This window comes from Halomonas qinghailakensis, assembly GCF_025820815.1.
Lineage (GTDB): Bacteria > Pseudomonadota > Gammaproteobacteria > Pseudomonadales > Halomonadaceae > Vreelandella > Vreelandella qaidamensis.
Window position 1 is genome coordinate 581,781 of record NZ_CP096973.1, and the last position, 18,855, is coordinate 600,635.

The following is an 18,855-nucleotide window of genomic DNA, read 5'->3' on the forward strand; positions in this document are numbered from 1 at the left end:
CACCCAGGCACACAACGGGAGTTACCGAGTCCTGCATAGTCTTGGCAGTTTGTTACTAGTGTTAGTGGTTTATTACAAACCTGTAATACTTGTTTGGCGTGGTAGCGTTAACGTGGCCACCAGCCCCCCTTTTGAATGGTTAGATAAGACAATATCGCCCCCATGGGCGCGGGCAATATGCTTGGCAATGCCAAGCCCTAGGCCGCTGCCACCGGTGTAGCGGCTTCGCGAGGCTTCCAGGCGCACAAAAGGCGAAAACACTCGGGAAAGCTGCGTATCAGCAATACCTGGCCCATTATCATGAATGCGCAACGTCACAATCCCCGCCTGCTCTTCCAGCGTGACGGTTGCTTTCTGGCCATAAAACACCGCGTTCTCAAGCAGGTTTGCCAAGCAGCGTTTTAGCGCCAGCGGCTTAACGGTCAGTGGTACTACGCTGCCACAGAGAGATACCTCTCCACCATGTAAACGCAGCTCTTCGGCAATCTCCAACAGCAGCGCGTTAAGATCTGTGGGTTGTGGCTCTTCATGCAGGTCCAGTCCTTTTACCGAGGCCAGTGCGCCTTTGACCAGCTCGCTTAATTCATCAAGCGAGGCACAAAAACGTTCACGCTGGACGGAGTCATCGAGCATTTCAGCCCGCAGCCGCAACCGTGTAATGGGGGTTTTAAGATCATGGGAAATCGCCGAAAACAGCCGTTCGCGCTCATCAATCTGTTCGCGAATACGCTGCTGCATCCGGTTAAAGGCCGCCGCAGTGGCGGCCACTTCTTTAGGGCCACTCTCTTTGAGTGGCGGACTATCCAAGTCATCGCCCAACTGGCGTGCCGCTTTTGAGAGCCTTGCCAACGGTCGGGTCACACTGGTAATGCCCAGTAGGGAAAGCGCTAACACGCTGAGCAGCACCAACACGCCAACTAATAAACGCTCTTCAGACAGCCAGCGATAGCCGCTAAAAATATCCGGTACGCCCAGCAGTGTGGCCACGTAAAGCCAGGTGTCAGGGGCCAGCTCCAGTTGCACCACTAAGATAGGTGGAGACAGTGGCTCCATTAACAAACTGTGCTGCCCCCAACGGGGTGGTAAATCATAAAGCAGCACTTCGTTATTGAAGACACGCAAGGTTTCCGGGCGGGAAAACTCCACCACTACATCGTCGATGGAGAGTTGTTGGGTCAAGATAGCGCGTACATTGTCGACCACGACCTCTTTTTCCGGGCCGCTGCCAATATCTTCGACGGGAATACGCCGCTCATTCACGCTGACGAAGAAGCGCGTGCCCCCCATGCTACGCAGCTGATCCAGTACAATGTGCCGGTAATCTACCGGCAGCGAACGGAAAAACCGCATGGTCGAAGCAATACTAAAGGCCATATTGCTAGAAAGCTCATCTAACTGTTCCAGCTGGCTGGCCCGCACCTGGGAAGTCCATAGCGCATAGCTGGCCGCTTGAGCGGCCAGAACACCTGCAATCATGATGATGACAAAGCGCCCGCGTAGACTGCTGGGTAACCAGCGGGCGAGTTTGCGCTTTACACCTTTCACGAAGCGGGTTCAACCCTGGCGGTCAGCACATAGCCAGCTCCACGCACGGTACGAATCAGCTGAGAGTGCTGCGCATCTTCCCCCAGGCGTTGGCGCAAACGGCATACGTGTACGTCAATCGATCGATCCAGTGGTGGTGCTTCACGGCCACGGGTCAATGTATAGAGATCATCGCGGGTAATAACCGTGGCTGGCCGTTCCAAAAACACCTGCAGAAGTTGGTAATCTGCGCCAGAAAGTGCCGTACGAATGCCTTCTCGGTCGATCAGTTCGCGGGTCATGCGGTCAAGCTGCCAGTCACCAAAGCGCACCCAGCGGGCCTCTTGGGCTGACGCAACAGTTGCGACAGGCCTAGCACGGCGCAGTACCGCTTTAATCCGCGCCAGCAACTCACGAGGATTGAAAGGCTTAGCCATATAGTCATCAGCGCCTAATTCGAGCCCCAACACACGGTCGGTATCATCGGCACTGGCAGTGAGCATAATAATCGGTATGTCGCTGGTTTTGCGCAGCTCTCGGCAGATGGTAAAACCATCATCTCCCGGCATCATAACGTCAACAATCAACAAGTCTGGCGTTTGCTTGGCCAGCTGCTGATAAAGCGAATCCGCCCCGTCGGCGGTCAACACGTGATAACCGTGACGCCCTAAATAGTCTGCCAGTAGTTCGCGGATTTCCAAGTCGTCATCAACGACCATCAAGGTAGCAGGCGTGGTAGTCATAGTAGCAAAGCGCCCCTGGGTTATTATCACTCGTTATTATCGTTGTCGGGGCTAGATGATGGTGGAGTGGCCACCCTATCGCAAGCGGCCATCGACCAAGGTGGCAGCGCGAAGCGTTTGTTACAGCCCAAAGCGCTGCTTCAGCCACTCGGCAACGGCTGCTTCGCCATGGTGGCCGATACGTTCAGCCCCCTTTATACGATCAAATAGCGCCGGGTGAGCATTGGCCATTACCTGAGCCTCACCTGCCAGGTTAAGCATTTCAATGTCGTTTAGGTTATCGCCAAAGGCCAAACACTCTGCTGGTGTCAGCTTTAACGTTTCCAGCAGCGCCGTTAAGGCCACGCCTTTATTGACGCCACCGGCCATAATTTCCAGAGCGTCCGCAGTGGAGTAAGTAATATGCAACCCCTGCCCATGTGCTTGATGGGCCTGAACTTCCAGTTGCGCTAATGAATCTGGGTCACCCAGATAGAGCACTTTACCAACCCCCTTGGCATCCATCTCTTCCGGCGGCACGACCTCATAAGTAAAGCCGGTCGACGCATGTAATGACAGTAGATGTGGTGCCTCGGCATCGACATGCCAACCGTTTTCGCGGTAAAGGCTGAGCCGCACCTGGGGCGGGCGCGGCAACTGAATAAGTGTTTCGGCATGGGCTGGTTCAAGATGCGTCGCGCTCAACAGCGTGCCAGCGGGGTCATGAGTATACGCCCCGTTGGTACTGATCAAATGGATCGGGATATCCAACTGATCGCGAAACACCCGCATATCGTGATAGTGGCGGCCAGAAGCCAGCGCAACATGATGGCCTTGCATTACAAGCGCCCTCAACACCTCAATCGTGCTTTCATGCAGCCGGTGGTCGCTGCCTAACAGCGTACCGTCAAGGTCGGAAACGATAAGGCGTGATGTCATGGTGCACTCCTTTTTAAAAAGTAGAGAGGCTAGGAAGAAGTGGGATTTTATGTTTATTTTCGAGCTTAACCGATTTAGCTAGGCACGGGTAAGTCATTGACCTGCCAATGGCGGCCCGACTTCCTTCAGGGGATAATTGGCGCAGCCTTTAGGAATCCGTATAGTGGCAGGCTACTCTCGCCAACTGATTGAACACATGCTGCAAAACAACTCATTGCTTGCCCAGCTTAAGCAACAGATCCGTGACACCACCCCACGCGCTGAAGGGGTGATTAAAGCCACCGAAAAAGGATTCGGTTTTCTTGAAACCGATAGCGGTGAATCCTATTTCGTGCCGCCCCCCGCCATGAAGCAGGTACTGCACGGCGACCGCGTCGAGGCAGTGATTCATGAAAACGGCGATAAAAAGTCCGTTGAGCCTGAAAAGCTGATTGAAGCTGGGCTTGACCGCTTTGTTGCCCGTGTTCAGAAGCGCGAAGACCGTTTAGCTGTTGTGCCCGACCATCCGTCGATTCGCAACGTGCTAAAGGCGCGCATCAAGAACAGCCTGGATGAAGCGACCATTGCTGATGGCGACTGGGTTGTCGCGCGGCTGGTACGCCACCCGCTGAAAGAGAATGATCGCGGCTTTTTCACACAAATTGACGAACTGGTGGCTAAGTCCGATGATCCCACCGTTCCGTGGCGCGTCACTCTCGCCCGCCATGCGCTGGAACAGGAGTGCCCAGACGCCGGCACCGAATGGCCACTGCATGATGAGGGTTTGACCCGTGAAGACCTCACCGCGCAGCCCTTCTTCACCATCGATGGTGAAAAAACTCGCGATATGGACGACGCGCTACACGTAGAAGCGCTGGAAAGCGGCGGTTGGCGACTGAGCGTTGCCATCGCTGACCCAACGGCCTACGTTGAAGAAGGCCATGCGGCCGACCTTGAAGCGCGTACCCGTGCTTTCACGGTCTACCTACCCGGCCAGAACGTAACGATGCTACCGGAACAGCTGGCGGACGACCTTTGCTCGCTATGGGAAGGCCAAGAACGCCCTGCCCTTGCTTGCTCGTTAGATATTAATGCCGACGGCAGCCTGGGTGATTACCGCTTTTTTGCGGCTAACGTAAAATCTCACGCCAAACTAGTTTATGACCGCGTTTCCGACTGGATTGAAGGTCAAGGTGACTGGGCTCCCGCCGACAATATCGCTGAGCAGCTTAAAGCACTGCGTGATTTGACTGAGGCACGGACCGCTTGGCGCAACGAGCATGCCCTGGTATTTAAAGATCGTCCGGACTACGTTTTCGACCTGGACGAGGCAGGCAACGTACTGGGCATTCGCACCGAAGATCGCCGCATCGCCAACCGCATGATTGAAGAGTCGATGATTGCCGCCAACGCGTGCTGTGCGGATTTCCTCGCCAAGCATATCGGCCACGGTATCTTTAATGTACACCGCGCCTTTGAGCCTGAAAAAGCCGAATCTGCCCAAGAATTCTTGGCAACTCAGGAAATCGAGGTCGCCCAGGAAGCACTGACTGAACTGGCCCACTACAAAGAGCTAAAGCGTGCCCTTGAAAGCCGTGATGATGCCTGGCTGGACGCACGTCTGCGTCGCTTCCAAGGCTTCACCAGCATGTCGGCTCAACCTGGCCCGCACTTCGGCCTAGGGTTACCGGCTTACGCCACCTGGACCTCGCCTATTCGTAAGTACGGCGACATGGTCAACCACCGCTTGATTAAGCGCGTGCTTAAAGGTGAACAGGCGCCTGCGGAAGCCAGCCAGCAGCTCACTGAGCAGCTCACTGAGCGTCGCCGCCTGAACCGTATGGCAGAGCGCGACGTAAAAGATTGGCTCTACGTACGCTACTTAACGCCGGCCGCTCAGAACCAGGACGCCTTCGATGCGGAGATCATGGCGATCAATCGTGGCGGCATGCGAGTACGCCTGCTGGAAAATGGTGCTACCGCCTTCGTACCCGCTCCGCTGATGCACAGTGATCGAACCAAAGTGGTCATTGATGACAAAGAGGGCCGCATTCAGATTGAAGGCGAAGAGCGCTACAAGTTAGGTGACAACGTGCGCGTTGCGCTAACAGAAGCCCGCGAAGAAACCCGTTCGCTGGTAGCAAAGCCGACGGCGTAAAACCTTCTATATATAAACCTTCTATATAAACTAATTATAGAAACTTGTTAGAAAACCGGCTAAATAACTGGTTAGGTAAACAACAACGGCGCCCTAAAGGCGCCGTTGTTGTTTTTGCCAGGCAATAAAAACCCATTACCTTTAGCTAGGCTGCTGATGCTGCACGAAAAAGCGCAGCATTTCCTGCGTGGCATTAGGGCCTTTAGGATCTGTATAGCTACCCTCCACGCTCCCCCCGGACCAGGCGTGGCCTGCTCCATGGATCTTCCACTGCTCCAGGCGTGGCTTGCCCGCTGAATCATAATGCGTGGTACGCGTGTAGGCATGACCATTGGCAGCTTTTCCCTTCTCTACCGTTGGCTTATAGGCACCCTCTGCTGGACGCAATGCACCGTATTGGGCGGCAACACGATCCGCATTATTGGGGTGCACGGTGGTGTCGCGGTCGCCATGAAAGATAATAGCGGGCACATCTGATGCCCATTCGGCCTCTGGCTTTTTACCCCTATTACCAAGTGGCCCTGTGCCTCCTTGCATAACACTCAGCGCGTCGGGAAGGCTTTTTGCGACACCGTGGGGCAGCCCAGAGTGAACACCTACCGCTGCAAACAGATCCGGATAGGTCATCGCCAGCGTCGTCGCCATGGCCGCCCCCGCCGAGAGCCCTGCCACGTAAACTCGGCTCGCATCGAGCCCATGCGTATCAATAACGTGGCGAGCCATACCCGCTAGAATCGAAGGCTCTCCTCCTTCGCGCTGCTGGTCTTCCGCTTTGAACCAGTTCCAGCATTTCGAGTGATTAGCACTGATCGGCTGAGCAGGATAGAGCACGCAGAATTGCTGCGTATCAGCCAGCTGATTCATGCTGGTTCCAGCCGCAAAGTCATCGGGATTCTGTGTGCAGCCGTGCAGCATAACCACTAGCGGTAATGCCTGCCCCTTATAGCCACTGGGGATATACAGCTTGTAATCACGCGAGCCAACATGATTAGAAAAACGCCCAGCCGTAAACGCGCCCGCGCTGGCTTTCCGGCCGTGACCACATGCAGACGATGAGGCTCTCGATGTTGGCCTTGATTTCGATACAGTACCGTCTTCGTCGACAACCTCACAGGTTCCCTCAAAGATATTGCCACCCTGGTAGGGCTTGACTGGCGCTTCTTCCCCATTCGACTCAGGTATTGCGCCCTGGAGAAGTGCCATGGCTTCATGCAACTTGCCTGCGCGCGTCAGCCGCGTCGCTTCTTCCATTCGCTTATTCATGGTGGCGCCAATCATGGTTAACATCCTACTGCCGCTTAGCGGTTAAAAGTCATTCAGTGAGTTCGGTCTGCCAACGCGGCCTTCACCGCTTTGCTAGCATGTAGGGCACCTAGCACTACCACCGATTCAATTGTGGCACGGGCAAGCTCTGGCGTTACATCGTCAGCAATGCTGGCCATCCCCAGCACTTGAATCTGCAGTTTTTCGCCTGCCGACTGCAGCGCCTCCAAGTCCCCTCGAGTGTAGTGTTCAAGCCCTAGTACGAACGCCTTGCGGGTTATGGTTTGCTTAACCACTTCAGCATGTGTCGCCAATTGGTTACGAATGGCCGTGCGTATTAGGTCAGTACGGTTTGAATAAAACCCCTCTTGAACCAGCAAGTCGATTTGCCCCAGGTCGACCACCCCAAGGTTAATGGTGATTTTTTCGCTGGAATCGCCGGACTTACGGCGTAGTTCATGCACGCTCATGTATCATTCCTCGTTGCGCCCACTCTCCAGGCAAGAGTAGCTCAAAACCATTTTAAAATACCTGCAAATACATCCAAAATAACTCCATACACCATCCATATGGATGTTATATTAATCTTCCCACGACATGTGTCAAGCAATGAGACGAGCGAAAGCGTTTCAACAGCATGCAGTTTGATGGGGAGTTAACACAGATGAGCGGGTAATCAACGACCTAGCTAAGCTGTCGCTGAATTGACTTATTTCTCCCTTATGGTGAAACAGTGACGCTTTTTGGATTTGGAGGTTCGCTTGCACATCGCAGATGTGACGATGTTTTATGCCCCCGCTAGCGGCGGTGTACGCACCTATTTACAAGCCAAGCACCGTGTTTTATCTGGAACTCCCCACCTGCGTACCAGCTTGCTGGTGCCAGGATCGGAGCGAGATAGTCTTGGCGATCACCACACCTTACCCGCATTGCACCTCCCCTTGGGTCAGGGGTATCGGTTCCCACTGAGAGGGTCACACTGGCGTAATGCGTTGATTGATCTTAAGCCAGACCTTATCGAGGCGGGTGACCCCTATGTAACGGCGTGGGCGGCTCTCGCGGCGGGACAAAAGCTTGGGGTGCCGGTGGTAGGGTTTTATCACTCAGATCTTCCGCGCTTAATGGGGGATCGCTTTGGCCGCTACGTTGAGAAACGCTTAACGCGCTATGTCAAAGACCTCTACTGCCAATTTGATAGCGTGTTAGCCCCCTGTAACGCTATGGCGAATCGCTTAAGAGAGTGGGGAGTCGATAACGTTCGCGTACAGCCATTAGGGGTCGATTTAAACCATTTCCACCCCCAGCAGCGTGACCCCTCTTTCCGTCAAGGCATGGGTATACCCAGTGATAAAAAACTGCTGATCTTTGTGGGACGTAATTCCCGCGAGAAAAATATTGATGTGCTACTTGCAACGATGCGCCAACTCGGCAGCCATTATCATTTATTGCTGATGGGGCCTGGCATGCCCCATCAGGTACCCAACAATGTCACTGTCGTGGATCGCTGCTGTGGCGCGCACGAGGTGGCGAAAGCACTGGCCAGTAGCGATGCCCTGCTGCATGCAGGCACCCGCGAAACATTTGGTCTAATCGCTCAAGAAGCGATGGCATGCGGTATTCCTGTTGTAGGAGCAAGAGCCGGTGCGCTGGCTGAAAATGTGCCGCTAGGCGCAGGCATACTGTGCCAACCCCTCGACCCAAGCGCCATGGCTGAAGCTTGCACAGCCCTGTTCAGCAACGATATTGTCGCCAGCGGCCGTTATGCCCGTCATTATGTCGAACGTCTGTTCAGTTGGGATAACGTTATCCAGTCACTACTTGAGCACTACATCGACCTTTGCAATATTGAACGGCCCAATGCCCTCGCCCACCACCACTAAGCCTCAACGGCTGCTACGTTTTCGCCCGCTGCATGGTTTTATGCTGGCTGGGGCGCTCTTAATCCCACTAGTGCTTACCACTTGGCTAGGCGGCGTTGAGGCGCTGCAGCGTATTAAACAGTTTCCTTTCGAGTTAGTGCTGTTAATGCTGCTACTGGCGTTTCTGTGTTGGAACCTGAATGCAACAAGACTGCGACTAATGCTAGACGGCCGAGCGGGTAAACTCGGCCAACGTGGCGCACTGGGGATCGAGCTAGCGTCTAAGTTTGCACTATGCGCTACACCAGGAGGGAGTGGCGGCGCAGCTACTCTGCTGTTACTACTCGCACAGCGCGGCTTCCCTCCCGCCAAAGGGGCGGCAGTGTTCTTGATTGATCAGGGCTGCGACTTGCTGTTCTTTCTCGCCATGCTGAGCGGCTTGGTGCTTTTTTCACTGGTTAGCGACACCCAGTGGCCGCATCAGTCCCTAGTACAGTGGGCGCTCGTCGGTTTAGCATTCATGGCTACGCTGGTCAGTGTTGTTATGTACTATTTGCCAAGCCTGCTGCGTACAGGCGGCGTTATAGCAGTCTGGCCAAGCCGTTATCGACGGCGCTGGCTGACACGCCGTTTATTACGATGCCGACATGCACTCAAAGCCACCCTCGCACTTCCACGCACAACACTACTCGCGATGATGCTGCTAACCACAGCGCATTGGTTAATGCGCTATAGCTTGCTCTATATAGCGGTGCTAGGCGTGGGTGGCCATGCCGATTGGATGTGGACATTTTTAACCCAAATGCTGGCCATGGCGGCTAGCCAGCTTAGCTTTCTTCCCGGCGGCGCAGGAGCTGCTGAAGTGGGGGTTGGCAGTTTGTTGCTACCCTTAATGGAGCGTGAGCAGGCCGCAGCAGCCGTCTTAGTGTGGCGACTGGTGAGCTACCACCTTTATTTGGCAGTAGGGGCGCCTCTCTTTATTCTTTACAGTTACCGAATGCTGCGCCAAAAAACCGACACTAAAACATCAAAAAGTTAACCATGCACCAATGAATAAGGGCGCCTTGAAAGGCGCCCTTATCGCGTGCTTCGAGAGGTCAGTTGGCTTACCAGCCAGTAACTTCTTTCAGTGCATCGCCGATCTCAGCCAAAGAACGCACGGTTTTAACACCAGCATCTTCCAGAGCAGCAAACTTCTCATCGGCAGTACCTTTACCACCAGAGATGATCGCGCCCGCGTGGCCCATGCGCTTGCCAGGAGGTGCAGTCACACCGGCAATGTAGGAAACCACAGGCTTAGAAACGTTGGCTTTGATGTAAGCCGCTGCTTCTTCTTCAGCCGTACCACCGATTTCACCGATCATGACGATCGCTTCGGTTTTCGGGTCTTTTTCGAACATTTCTAGAATGTCGATGAAGTTAGAGCCTGGAATCGGGTCACCACCGATACCGACACAGGTAGACTGGCCGAAACCATGGTCAGTTGTCTGCTTAACGGCTTCATAGGTCAGGGTGCCTGAACGCGACACGATACCGACTTTACCCGGCTGGTGAATGTGGCCCGGCATGATGCCGATTTTACATTCACCGGGTGTGATAACACCTGGGCAGTTCGGGCCGATCAGACGTACGCCCAGCTCGTCGCATTTTACTTTTGCTTCGAGCATGTCTAGCGTCGCGATGCCTTCGGTGATGCACACGATTAGCTTGATACCCGCGTTAGCGGCTTCAAGAATCGAGTCTTTACAGAACGGTGCCGGAACGTAGATCACGCTGGCTTCAGCACCGGTTTTCTCAACCGCTTCTTTCACGGTGTTGAAAACGGGCAGGCCCAGGTGAGTCTGGCCGCCTTTGCCCGGTGTAACACCACCGACCATTTGCGTGCCGTAGGCAATCGCCTGTTCGGAGTGGAACGTGCCCTGGCCACCGGTGAAACCTTGGCAGATGACCTTGGTGTTCTTATCGATCAGGATGCTCATTACTTGCCCTCCGCTGCTTTTACAACCTGCTGAGCCGCGTCGGTCAGACTGGTAGCAGCGATGATGTTCAGACCGCTAGACGCCAGTTTTTCAGCGCCCAATTCAGCGTTGTTACCTTCCAGGCGTACAACTACCGGAACGTTAACACCGACTTGTTCAACAGCACCGATGATGCCTTCAGCAATCATGTCGCAACGAACAATACCGCCGAAGATGTTCACCAGAACCGCTTTGACGTTGTCGTCAGACAAGATGATCTTGAACGCTTCTGCAACGCGCTCTTTGGTCGCGCCGCCGCCAACGTCCAAGAAGTTAGCAGGCTTGCCGCCGCTCAGGTTGACGATGTCCATGGTACCCATGGCCAGGCCAGCACCGTTAACCATGCAGCCGATGTTGCCATCAAGTGCTACATAGTTCAGTTCCCACTTCGCCGCATCCGCTTCACGCTGATCTTCCTGGGAAGGATCGCGCATCGCCTGAAGATCTGGGTGACGGTATAGCGCGTTGCTGTCGAGTCCCAGTTTTGCGTCGAGGCAGTGCAGATTGCCTTCGTCGGTAATCACTAGCGGGTTAATTTCTAACAGCGCCAGATCCTTATCATGGAACAGCTTAGAAAGGCCCAGGAAAATCTTGGTGAACTGCTTGATCTGGTCGCCTTTAAGGCCCAGAGCAAAGGCCAACTCACGCGCTTGGTAGGGTTGTGCGCCGACCAGCGGATCGATCTCAGCTTTCAGAATCTTTTCCGGCGTTTCTTCAGCAACGGTCTCGATTTCAACACCGCCTTCGGTAGAGGCCATGAAGACCACGCGACGGGTAGTGCGGTCAACAACGGCGCCAAGATACAGCTCATCAGCGATATCGGTGCAGGTCTCAACCAAAATCTTAGCAACCGGCTGACCTTTTTCGTCAGTTTGGAAGGTTACTAGGTTCTTGCCTAACCACTGCTCGGCGAAAGCTTTTGCTTCGGCCGGATCTTTAATCAGCTTAACGCCGCCCGCTTTACCGCGGCCACCAGCGTGAACCTGGGCTTTAACTACCCACATGTCACCGCCGATCTTTTTGCACGCTTCTTCGGCTTCTTCGGGAGTGTCCACGGCAAAGCCTTTAGACACTGGTAGACCATAATCAGCAAACAGCTGTTTGCCTTGATACTCGTGAAGGTTCATCGATTCATGCCATTGGTTGCATGTGACTCGAACGATGCCCCGCTACTTTAAAAGCGGGACATCCCCGTACTTTCGACTCTGATGACTAGCCTCACAGGGCCGAAAGTGTTGCGCCACCTGTCGGTGGCGCTTGGTTGTTGCTTAGCGAATTACTTACGCTTCTTACGGTTAGCCATATGAATGGCATGGCCTTCTACCGCAAGTGCTGCTTCGTGTACGGCTTCCGACATGGTCGGGTGTGCATAGCAAGTCAACGCTAGGTCTTCGGCACTGGAACCAAATTCCATTGCAATCACGCCTTGAGCAATCATTTCGCCCGCGTGTTGACCAACGATATGCATACCAAGAATACGGTCAGTTTCCGCATCGGCAATAATCTTAGCGCTGCCTTCGGTGGCATTGTTCGCCATCGCACGACCACTTGCCGCAAATGGGAAGCTGCCGGTCTTAACTTCAATGCCTTTAGCTTTGGCATCTTGCTCGGTCATACCGACCCACGCGACTTCCGGGAACGTGTAAATCACGTTCGGAATCGTGTCATAGTTCATCTCGGCTTTATGGCCAGCGATAATATCAGCAACCATGATGCCTTCTTCAGATGCCTTGTGCGCCAGCATGGGGCCACGCACACAGTCACCAATGGCATAAACACCCGGTACGTTAGTGCGGCACTGGTCATCAACAAAGATAAAGCCACGCTCGTCCAGCTCAACGCTAACGCCATCGGCAATGACGCCTTTGGTGTAAGGGCGACGACCAACGCAAACAATCAGTTTGTCGAAGGTCATTTCCTGTTCGCCGTTGGCATCGGTGTACTTAACGATGACTTCATCGCCATTGGTTTCAGAACCAGTGACGCGGGCGCCCAGTTTAATATCCAAACCCTGCTTCTTGAGCAGTTTTTGTGTTTCTTTAGCGATTGCCGTATCGACCATCGGTAAGAAACTATCCATCGCTTCCAGAACGGTAACTTCAGAACCCAAACGGCTCCAAACGCTACCCAGTTCCAGGCCAATAACACCAGCACCGATAACACCCAAACGCTTCGGTGTTTCCTGGAATTCCAGTGCGCCGGTAGAGTCAACAATCAAGCCTTCGGTTAGCGGCGTCGGTGGGATTTCAACCGGCACGGAACCTGCGGCAATGACGATGTTATCAGCGTCGTACGTGGTGGTGTTGCCGTCTAGATCAGTGACTTCAACTTGCTTACCGGAAACCACTTTACCGGTACCTTCGATAGCGGTAACGCCGTTAGCCTTAAACAAGCCTGAGATGCCGCCAGTCAAGTTCTTAACGATCTTGTCCTTGCGAGCCATCATCTTTTTGACGTCCATGGTGACGTCACCGGCATTGATACCCATATCGTCGAAATCGTGCTTGGCTTCAACGTACTTATGCGAGGCTTCAAGCAACGCTTTAGACGGGATACAACCGACGTTCAAGCACGTTCCGCCGTGAACGACATTGCCTTCTTTACCAATCCATTTTTCAACACAAGCGGCTTTCAGGCCCAGCTGCGCAGCGCGGATAGCCGCTACGTAGCCACCAGGGCCTGCACCGATAACGATCACATCAAACTTGTCAGCCATGTTGGCTCCTTTAGCTTGGTTGCCTCCTCCCGTTTGAATCTAAATCGGGCAGGAGGCAAGGTGCGATTGCATTAGAACGCTAATACAGCAGCGGAGGCGGATCAACGCGCTCCGTTATACGTCCAGCAGCAAGCGAGCCGGGTCTTCCAGCAGCTCTTTAATAGTAACCAGGAATCGTACCGCATCTTTACCATCAATCATGCGGTGGTCGTAAGAAAGCGCTAGATACATCATCGGGCGAATCTCGACCTTACCATTCACAGCCATGGGACGATCCTGGATTTTGTGCATGCCCAGGATAGCGGTCTGAGGCGGATTGATAATCGGGGTCGACATCAACGAACCAAACGTACCGCCGTTAGTAATAGTGAAGGTGCCACCGATCATGTCATCCATGCCCAGCTTGCCGTCACGACCACGCTTACCGAAATCAACAATGGTGCGCTCAACGTCAGCAATCTTCATGCTGTCAGTGTCACGCAGTACCGGTACAACTAGGCCACGATCCGTTGATACCGCGACGCCAATATCTTGATAACCGTGGTAAACGATATCGGTACCGTCAATGGAGGCATTAACATCCGGGAAGCGCTTGAGTGCTTCAGAAGCCGCTTTCACAAAGAAGCCCATAAAGCCCAGTTTAATATCATGGGTTTTCTGGAACGTATCTTTGTACTGAGCACGCAGGGCCATGATTTCAGTCATGTCCACTTCGTTGTACGTGGTCAGCATGGCAGCGGTTTGCTGTGCCTGAACCAGGCGCTTAGCAATGGTTTGACGCAGACGCGTCATCGGAACGCGCTTCTCAACGCGATCCCCTTCTACTGCCGGTGCGGCAGCAGCTTTCGCTGGGGCTGAAGATTTCGATGCTTTTTTGGCAGAGCCGTCTTTCACTGCTTTTTGCACGTCTTCTTTCAAGATGCGGCCACCTTTGCCGGTGCCCTCAATCTTAGAAACATCCAGATCATGCTCAGCGACCATTTTGCGGGCAGCAGGGGCTAAGATTTTATCACCAACTTTCTCATCAGAGCCTTCGTCATCGGTACCCGCAGCGCTGGAAGAAGAGGCACTACTGCTCTCTTCACTTGCACCACCAGCACCTTCAGTGAAGACGGCTAGAATCGCTTCGGATTCAACTTGGCTGCCTTCTTCGGCTTTAATTTCAGCCAGTGCGCCATCAGCCGGTGCAACAACTTCTAGCACAACCTTGTCGGTTTCGATATCGGCCAGCACCTCATCGCGCTTAACCGCCTCACCTACCTTCTTGTGCCATGTTGCCACGGTGCCTTCCTGAATAGACTCAGGGAAGCTTGGGGCTTTTACGTCATGCTGCTTACCACCGCTGTTACCGCCGCTGGTTTTTTTCTCTTCTTGCTTATCGTCTTTCTTTTCGTCTTTTTTAGCATCAGAAGATGATTCTTCTTTGCTGCTAGACGCGCTGCCTTCACCAATTTTGCCCAGCACCTGCTCTGACTCAACGGTATCGCCTTCTTCGGCCATTACGTCAGTCAGGGTACCCGCTTCCGGTGCGACGACTTCGAGCACCACTTTGTCGGTTTCGATTTCAACAATCAGCTCGTCGCGTTCGACGCTGTCACCCGGCTTTTTATGCCACGCAGCCACAGTGCCTTCGGCAACGGATTCCGGAAAGGTTGGCGCTTTGATCTCAGTAGCCATGTCGTTTCCCTTATATGTTCTCTAAACCCGGTGGGCGCTTATAGGTTAAAAGCGTCTTCCACCAGCTGGCGCTGCTGTTCAGTGTGGACGGACATATAGCCAGCTGCCGGTGCGGCAGAGGCAGGACGTCCTGCAAATTTCAAATCACGTCCGAAGCCATCTTTCAGCATATCGGCCACGGCGCGCATGTGGTGCTGACTTGAGTACCAAGCGCCCTGGTTCAGCGGCTCTTCCTGGCACCACACGATGTCTTCCACATTGGCATACGCCTGGAGCACTTCCAGAAGCTCTTCTTTCGGGAAGGGGTAGAGCTGCTCAAGACGAATAATCGCCGTATCATCACGCTCGTTTTCTGCACGCCAGTTGGCTAGGTCGTAGTACACCTTGCCAGCACACATAATAACGCGAGTCACTTTCTCTGCCTCAAGATTCGCTTGATCTGGCAAGACCATGTGGAACTTGCCATGAGCGAGATCTTCTAGGCTAGATACTGCTTCTTTATGACGCAACAGCGACTTCGGCGACATCACTACCAACGGCTTACGCAGCGGGCGAATGACCTGACGTCGCAACAGGTGATAAATCTGTGCAGGTGTCGTCGGCACACATACTTGCATATTGTGCTCAGCGCACAGCTGCAAGAAACGCTCTAATCGAGCAGATGAGTGCTCAGGGCCTTGCCCTTCATAGCCGTGCGGCAACAGCATGGTTAGGCCACACAGCCGGCCCCATTTGGTTTCACCAGAGGATATAAACTGGTCAACCACCACCTGGGCGCCATTGAAGAAGTCACCAAACTGGGCTTCCCAAATGACTAAGTCGTTTGGCGCTGTTGTAGAGTAGCCATATTCAAAGGCCAACACCGCTTCTTCTGACAAGAAAGAGTCATGAATCGTAAAGCGCGGCTGACCATCAGACATGTTCTGCAACGGCACATAAGTAGAACCGTCTTTCTGGTTGTGCACAACCGCATGGCGGTGAGAGAACGTCCCACGACCAACATCCTGACCGGTAATACGGATCGGGTGGCCCTGATCAAGCAGCGTGGCATACGCTAGCGTTTCAGCGAAGCCCCAGTTAAGCCCCATGCCGCCCGCCTGCATTTTGCGACGGTCTTCATAGATCTTAGCGACCTGGCGCTGAACTTCGACCCCGTCAGGGATATCGCACATTCGTGCTGCCAACTGTTGCAGACGCTTCATATCGAAGGTGGTGTCTGCATCGCCAGTCCACTCGTGTCCCAGGTAAGGCGCCCAGTCCACAAACAGTGAGGTATTCGGCTCTTGCACCAAGGCATTTGCTACGTGGTTACCTGCCACAAGATCATCGCGGTAGGTTTCAACCATTGCCTTAGCATCTTCTTCTGATAGTACGCCCTGTTCTACTAAGCGCTGAGCATAGAGAGAACGCGAAGAAGGATGATCTTTAATTTTGGCGTACATCATTGGCTGGGTGCCCGATGGCTCGTCGGCCTCGTTATGGCCGCGACGGCGGTAGCACACCAAATCAATAACAACATCTTTTTTGAACTGCTGACGGTAGTCCAATGCCACCTGGGTTGCATGGATCACTGCATCGGGATCGTCGCCGTTAACATGGAAAATCGGCGCCTGAACCATCTTAGCAATATCGGTACAGTACTCAGTAGAACGTGCATCCAAGGGGTTCGAGGTTGTGAAACCCACTTGGTTGTTAATCACGATATGTACTGTACCGCCGGTCTTATAGGCACGGGTTTGAGACATCTGGAATGTCTCCATGACCACGCCTTGACCAGCAAATGCGGCATCACCATGGACGTTGATTGGCAGTACTTTACTGCCCTCTTCGTCATTACGGCGATCTTGACGTGCCCGCACTGAGCCTTCAACCACTGGCGCAACAATTTCCAAATGCGACGGGTTAAAGGACATGGCCAAGTGAACTTCACCACCAGGCGACATGACGTTAGAGCTAAAGCCTTGGTGATATTTTACGTCACCAGAACCACGTTCGATCACCTTTTTACCGTCGAACTCATCGATCAATTCAGCGGGATTTTTACCCAAAATATTGACCAGTAAGTTGAGACGACCACGGTGGGCCATGCCAATAACGACTTCTTTGGTGCCATAACCGCCGGAGCGCTGAATCAACTCGTCCATCATTGGAACAAATGATTCACCGCCTTCCAAACCAAAGCGCTTTGTACCTGGGTACTTAGACGCTAGGTAATTTTCCAGGCCTTCAGCAGCGGTGAGGCGCTCCAGCACGTGCTTACGCACGTCATCGCTGAATTTCGGCGCACTTCGCACCGATTCAAAACGCCGCTGCAACCAGCGTTTTTCTTCGGTATCGACGATGTGCATAATTTCGCAGCCGATGGAGCGACAATAGGTCTGCTCCAGTGCGTCAACGATCTCACGCAACGGTGCTTTATCGATACCTAGAAAAAACGAGCCAGTCTGGAACTCGGTGTCAAGATCAGCCTTAGAAAGCTGATGAAATGACAGATCGAGGTCTGGGACGGGGGTGGGATTACGCAGTCCTAGCGGGTCGATATTGGCCTTCTGATGGCCACGAAAGCGGTATGCGTTAATCAGCTGCAGGACTTTCACCTGCTTCTTATTCTCACCGCTATCCGCAGCGGCGGCTACCCGACCTGGGCGACTTTCACGACCCAGTTGGTAGAACTGATCACGAGTGGGGCTTAGTGGAACATCGTGGGAGGCACTGCCTTCAGAACGTGGCAGCTGATCAAAATAGCTGCGCCATTCGTCTGAGACAGAATCAGGATCGGCGAGGTACTGCTCATAAAGCGCTTCCACGTAGTGGACATTGCCACCACTAACGTGAGAGGAACGCCACATCAACTCCATTATGCCTTGTTGCATCTCTCGGTCACCCTGCACTGATGGGGTGGTATCGGTATCGCTGCAATCGCGCAACGACATCGCTATTGCCCTGCCGGCGGGGCGGGACATTTGCCGGCGGCGCCGACCGTAGGCCGGAAGCCCTGTTCATACTGCATTTTCGTAACGAACTACGCTACGAATTTCATTACGAACTAATATCGCTTCGCATTTACTGCACGACGCGTTTCTTTATTTGGTCATACTCAATCAGTTCATGCTCAAAAGCCGGTACTTGCGGCACCGGCTTTTAAACTTGGCTGATAAGGTAGTGCGACGCGTCGCCGCACCACCAAACCTCCCTATGATAACAAGCGAAGCGCCACGATTTAAGTAGCTTTATGCAGCAACTTACGCGGCGCTCGCATTTTTTTCATAGGATTAGGCGTTTACGTCGCATCGGCCAGCAACATTTCACGAATTTTACCAATTGCGCGGGTCGGATTTAGCCCTTTTGGACATACCGCAACGCAATTCATGATCCCGCGGCAGCGGAAAACAGAGAACGGATCTTCCAAGCTTGTAAGACGTTCACGGGTAGCCGTGTCGCGCGTATCTGCAAGGAAGCGGTATGACTGGAGCAAACCAGCCGGACCAACAAATTTATCCGGATTCCACCAGAAAGATGGGCAAGACGTAGAACAGCATGCACACAGGATACATTCGTACAGACCATCTAGCTTGTCGCGCTCTTCTGGCGATTGCAGACGCTCAATCGCTGGTGCGGGGGTATCATTTTGCAGGTACGGCTGAATACGCTCGTACTGCTTATAGAATAGCCCCATATCAACGACCATATCGCGGATAACCGGCAAACCAGGCAGCGGGCGCAAGGTCAGCTTATTGCCTTTAACGACGTCTGACAGCGGCGTAATACACGCCAAACCGTTCTTACCATTCATATTCATACCGTCGGAACCGCACACACCTTCGCGGCAGCTGCGACGGAAAGCAAGCCCGCTATCCTGCACTTTCATCAGGTGCAGGACATCTAGCACCATCAAATCGCGGCCTTTCGTATCGACCTGGAACTCCTGCATATAGGGCGCGGAGTCGGTTTCCGGATTGTAGCGATATACGGATACCTGAAGGTTAGACATGGTGACTCC

General features: G+C 53.6%; 14 protein-coding genes. 3 read left to right on the top strand and 11 right to left on the bottom strand.

Features of this window, described 5'->3' with window-relative positions:
* Positions 1–72: 72 nt before the first annotated feature.
* The 3 genes from M0220_RS02720 to M0220_RS02730 form a co-directional block, all read right to left on the bottom strand.
* A complete protein-coding gene (locus M0220_RS02720; protein ID WP_264018603.1) occupies positions 73–1,545 on the bottom strand; it encodes an ATP-binding protein in 1,473 nt (490 codons plus the stop codon).
* The gene (locus tag M0220_RS02725) at positions 1,542–2,267 is read right to left on the bottom strand and encodes a response regulator (protein WP_030070140.1); all 726 of its coding nucleotides are present in this window, start codon (positions 2,265–2,267) and stop codon (positions 1,542–1,544) included. Before M0220_RS02725 ends, M0220_RS02720 begins: the two co-directional genes overlap by 4 nt.
* Positions 2,268–2,387: 120 nt before the next feature.
* Positions 2,388–3,185: a Cof-type HAD-IIB family hydrolase gene (locus tag M0220_RS02730; RefSeq protein WP_030070139.1), complete on the bottom strand. Its 798-nt coding sequence runs from the start codon at positions 3,183–3,185 to the stop codon at positions 2,388–2,390.
* 196 nt (positions 3,186–3,381) lie between these two features.
* Between M0220_RS02730 and M0220_RS02735 the strand changes: the two genes are divergently transcribed.
* A complete protein-coding gene (locus M0220_RS02735; RefSeq protein ID WP_264019192.1) occupies positions 3,382–5,322 on the top strand; it encodes an exoribonuclease II in 1,941 nt (646 codons plus the stop codon).
* A gap of 141 nt (positions 5,323–5,463) precedes the next feature.
* Here M0220_RS02735 and M0220_RS02740 read toward each other — a convergent pair whose 3' ends face one another.
* On the bottom strand, positions 5,464–6,600 hold the full coding sequence (locus M0220_RS02740; RefSeq protein WP_264018604.1) for an extracellular catalytic domain type 1 short-chain-length polyhydroxyalkanoate depolymerase: 1,137 nt from the start codon (positions 6,598–6,600) through the stop codon (positions 5,464–5,466).
* A gap of 38 nt (positions 6,601–6,638) precedes the next feature.
* Entirely contained in the window at positions 6,639–7,055 is a 417-nt protein-coding gene (locus tag M0220_RS02745; protein WP_030070136.1) for a CopG family transcriptional regulator, read from the bottom strand.
* A gap of 291 nt (positions 7,056–7,346) precedes the next feature.
* On the opposite strand from M0220_RS02745, the gene M0220_RS02750 reads away from it, so the two are divergent.
* Both M0220_RS02750 and M0220_RS02755 read left to right on the top strand, forming a co-directional pair.
* Positions 7,347–8,465, top strand: coding sequence for a glycosyltransferase family 4 protein (locus M0220_RS02750; protein ID WP_264018605.1), 1,119 nt, complete (start codon positions 7,347–7,349; stop codon positions 8,463–8,465).
* The gene (locus M0220_RS02755) at positions 8,443–9,483 is read left to right on the top strand and encodes a lysylphosphatidylglycerol synthase transmembrane domain-containing protein (protein ID WP_264018606.1); all 1,041 of its coding nucleotides are present in this window, start codon (positions 8,443–8,445) and stop codon (positions 9,481–9,483) included. The genes M0220_RS02750 and M0220_RS02755 overlap by 23 nt, the downstream gene beginning before the upstream one ends.
* A gap of 67 nt (positions 9,484–9,550) precedes the next feature.
* Here M0220_RS02755 and sucD read toward each other — a convergent pair whose 3' ends face one another.
* From sucD to M0220_RS02785, 6 genes are all read right to left on the bottom strand, one after another.
* Complete coding sequence (gene sucD / locus M0220_RS02760) at positions 9,551–10,423, bottom strand: succinate--CoA ligase subunit alpha (RefSeq protein ID WP_009722518.1); 873 nt, start codon at positions 10,421–10,423, stop codon at positions 9,551–9,553.
* Positions 10,423–11,589, bottom strand: coding sequence for an ADP-forming succinate--CoA ligase subunit beta (sucC, locus tag M0220_RS02765; protein WP_009722517.1), 1,167 nt, complete (start codon positions 11,587–11,589; stop codon positions 10,423–10,425). The genes sucD and sucC overlap by 1 nt, the downstream gene beginning before the upstream one ends.
* A 149-nt stretch (positions 11,590–11,738) precedes the next feature.
* Entirely contained in the window at positions 11,739–13,178 is a 1,440-nt protein-coding gene (gene lpdA, locus M0220_RS02770) for a dihydrolipoyl dehydrogenase (RefSeq protein ID WP_030070133.1), read from the bottom strand.
* Between the two features lie 114 nt (positions 13,179–13,292).
* Positions 13,293–14,855, bottom strand: coding sequence for a 2-oxoglutarate dehydrogenase complex dihydrolipoyllysine-residue succinyltransferase (odhB, locus tag M0220_RS02775; RefSeq protein ID WP_030070132.1), 1,563 nt, complete (start codon positions 14,853–14,855; stop codon positions 13,293–13,295).
* Between the two features lie 38 nt (positions 14,856–14,893).
* Complete coding sequence (locus M0220_RS02780) at positions 14,894–17,728, bottom strand: 2-oxoglutarate dehydrogenase E1 component (RefSeq protein ID WP_030070131.1); 2,835 nt, start codon at positions 17,726–17,728, stop codon at positions 14,894–14,896.
* Positions 17,729–18,135: 407 nt separating this feature from the next.
* Positions 18,136–18,846, bottom strand: a complete 711-nt coding sequence (locus M0220_RS02785; RefSeq protein ID WP_030070130.1) for a succinate dehydrogenase iron-sulfur subunit — start codon at positions 18,844–18,846, stop codon at positions 18,136–18,138.
* Between the last annotated feature and the right edge of the window lie 9 nt (positions 18,847–18,855).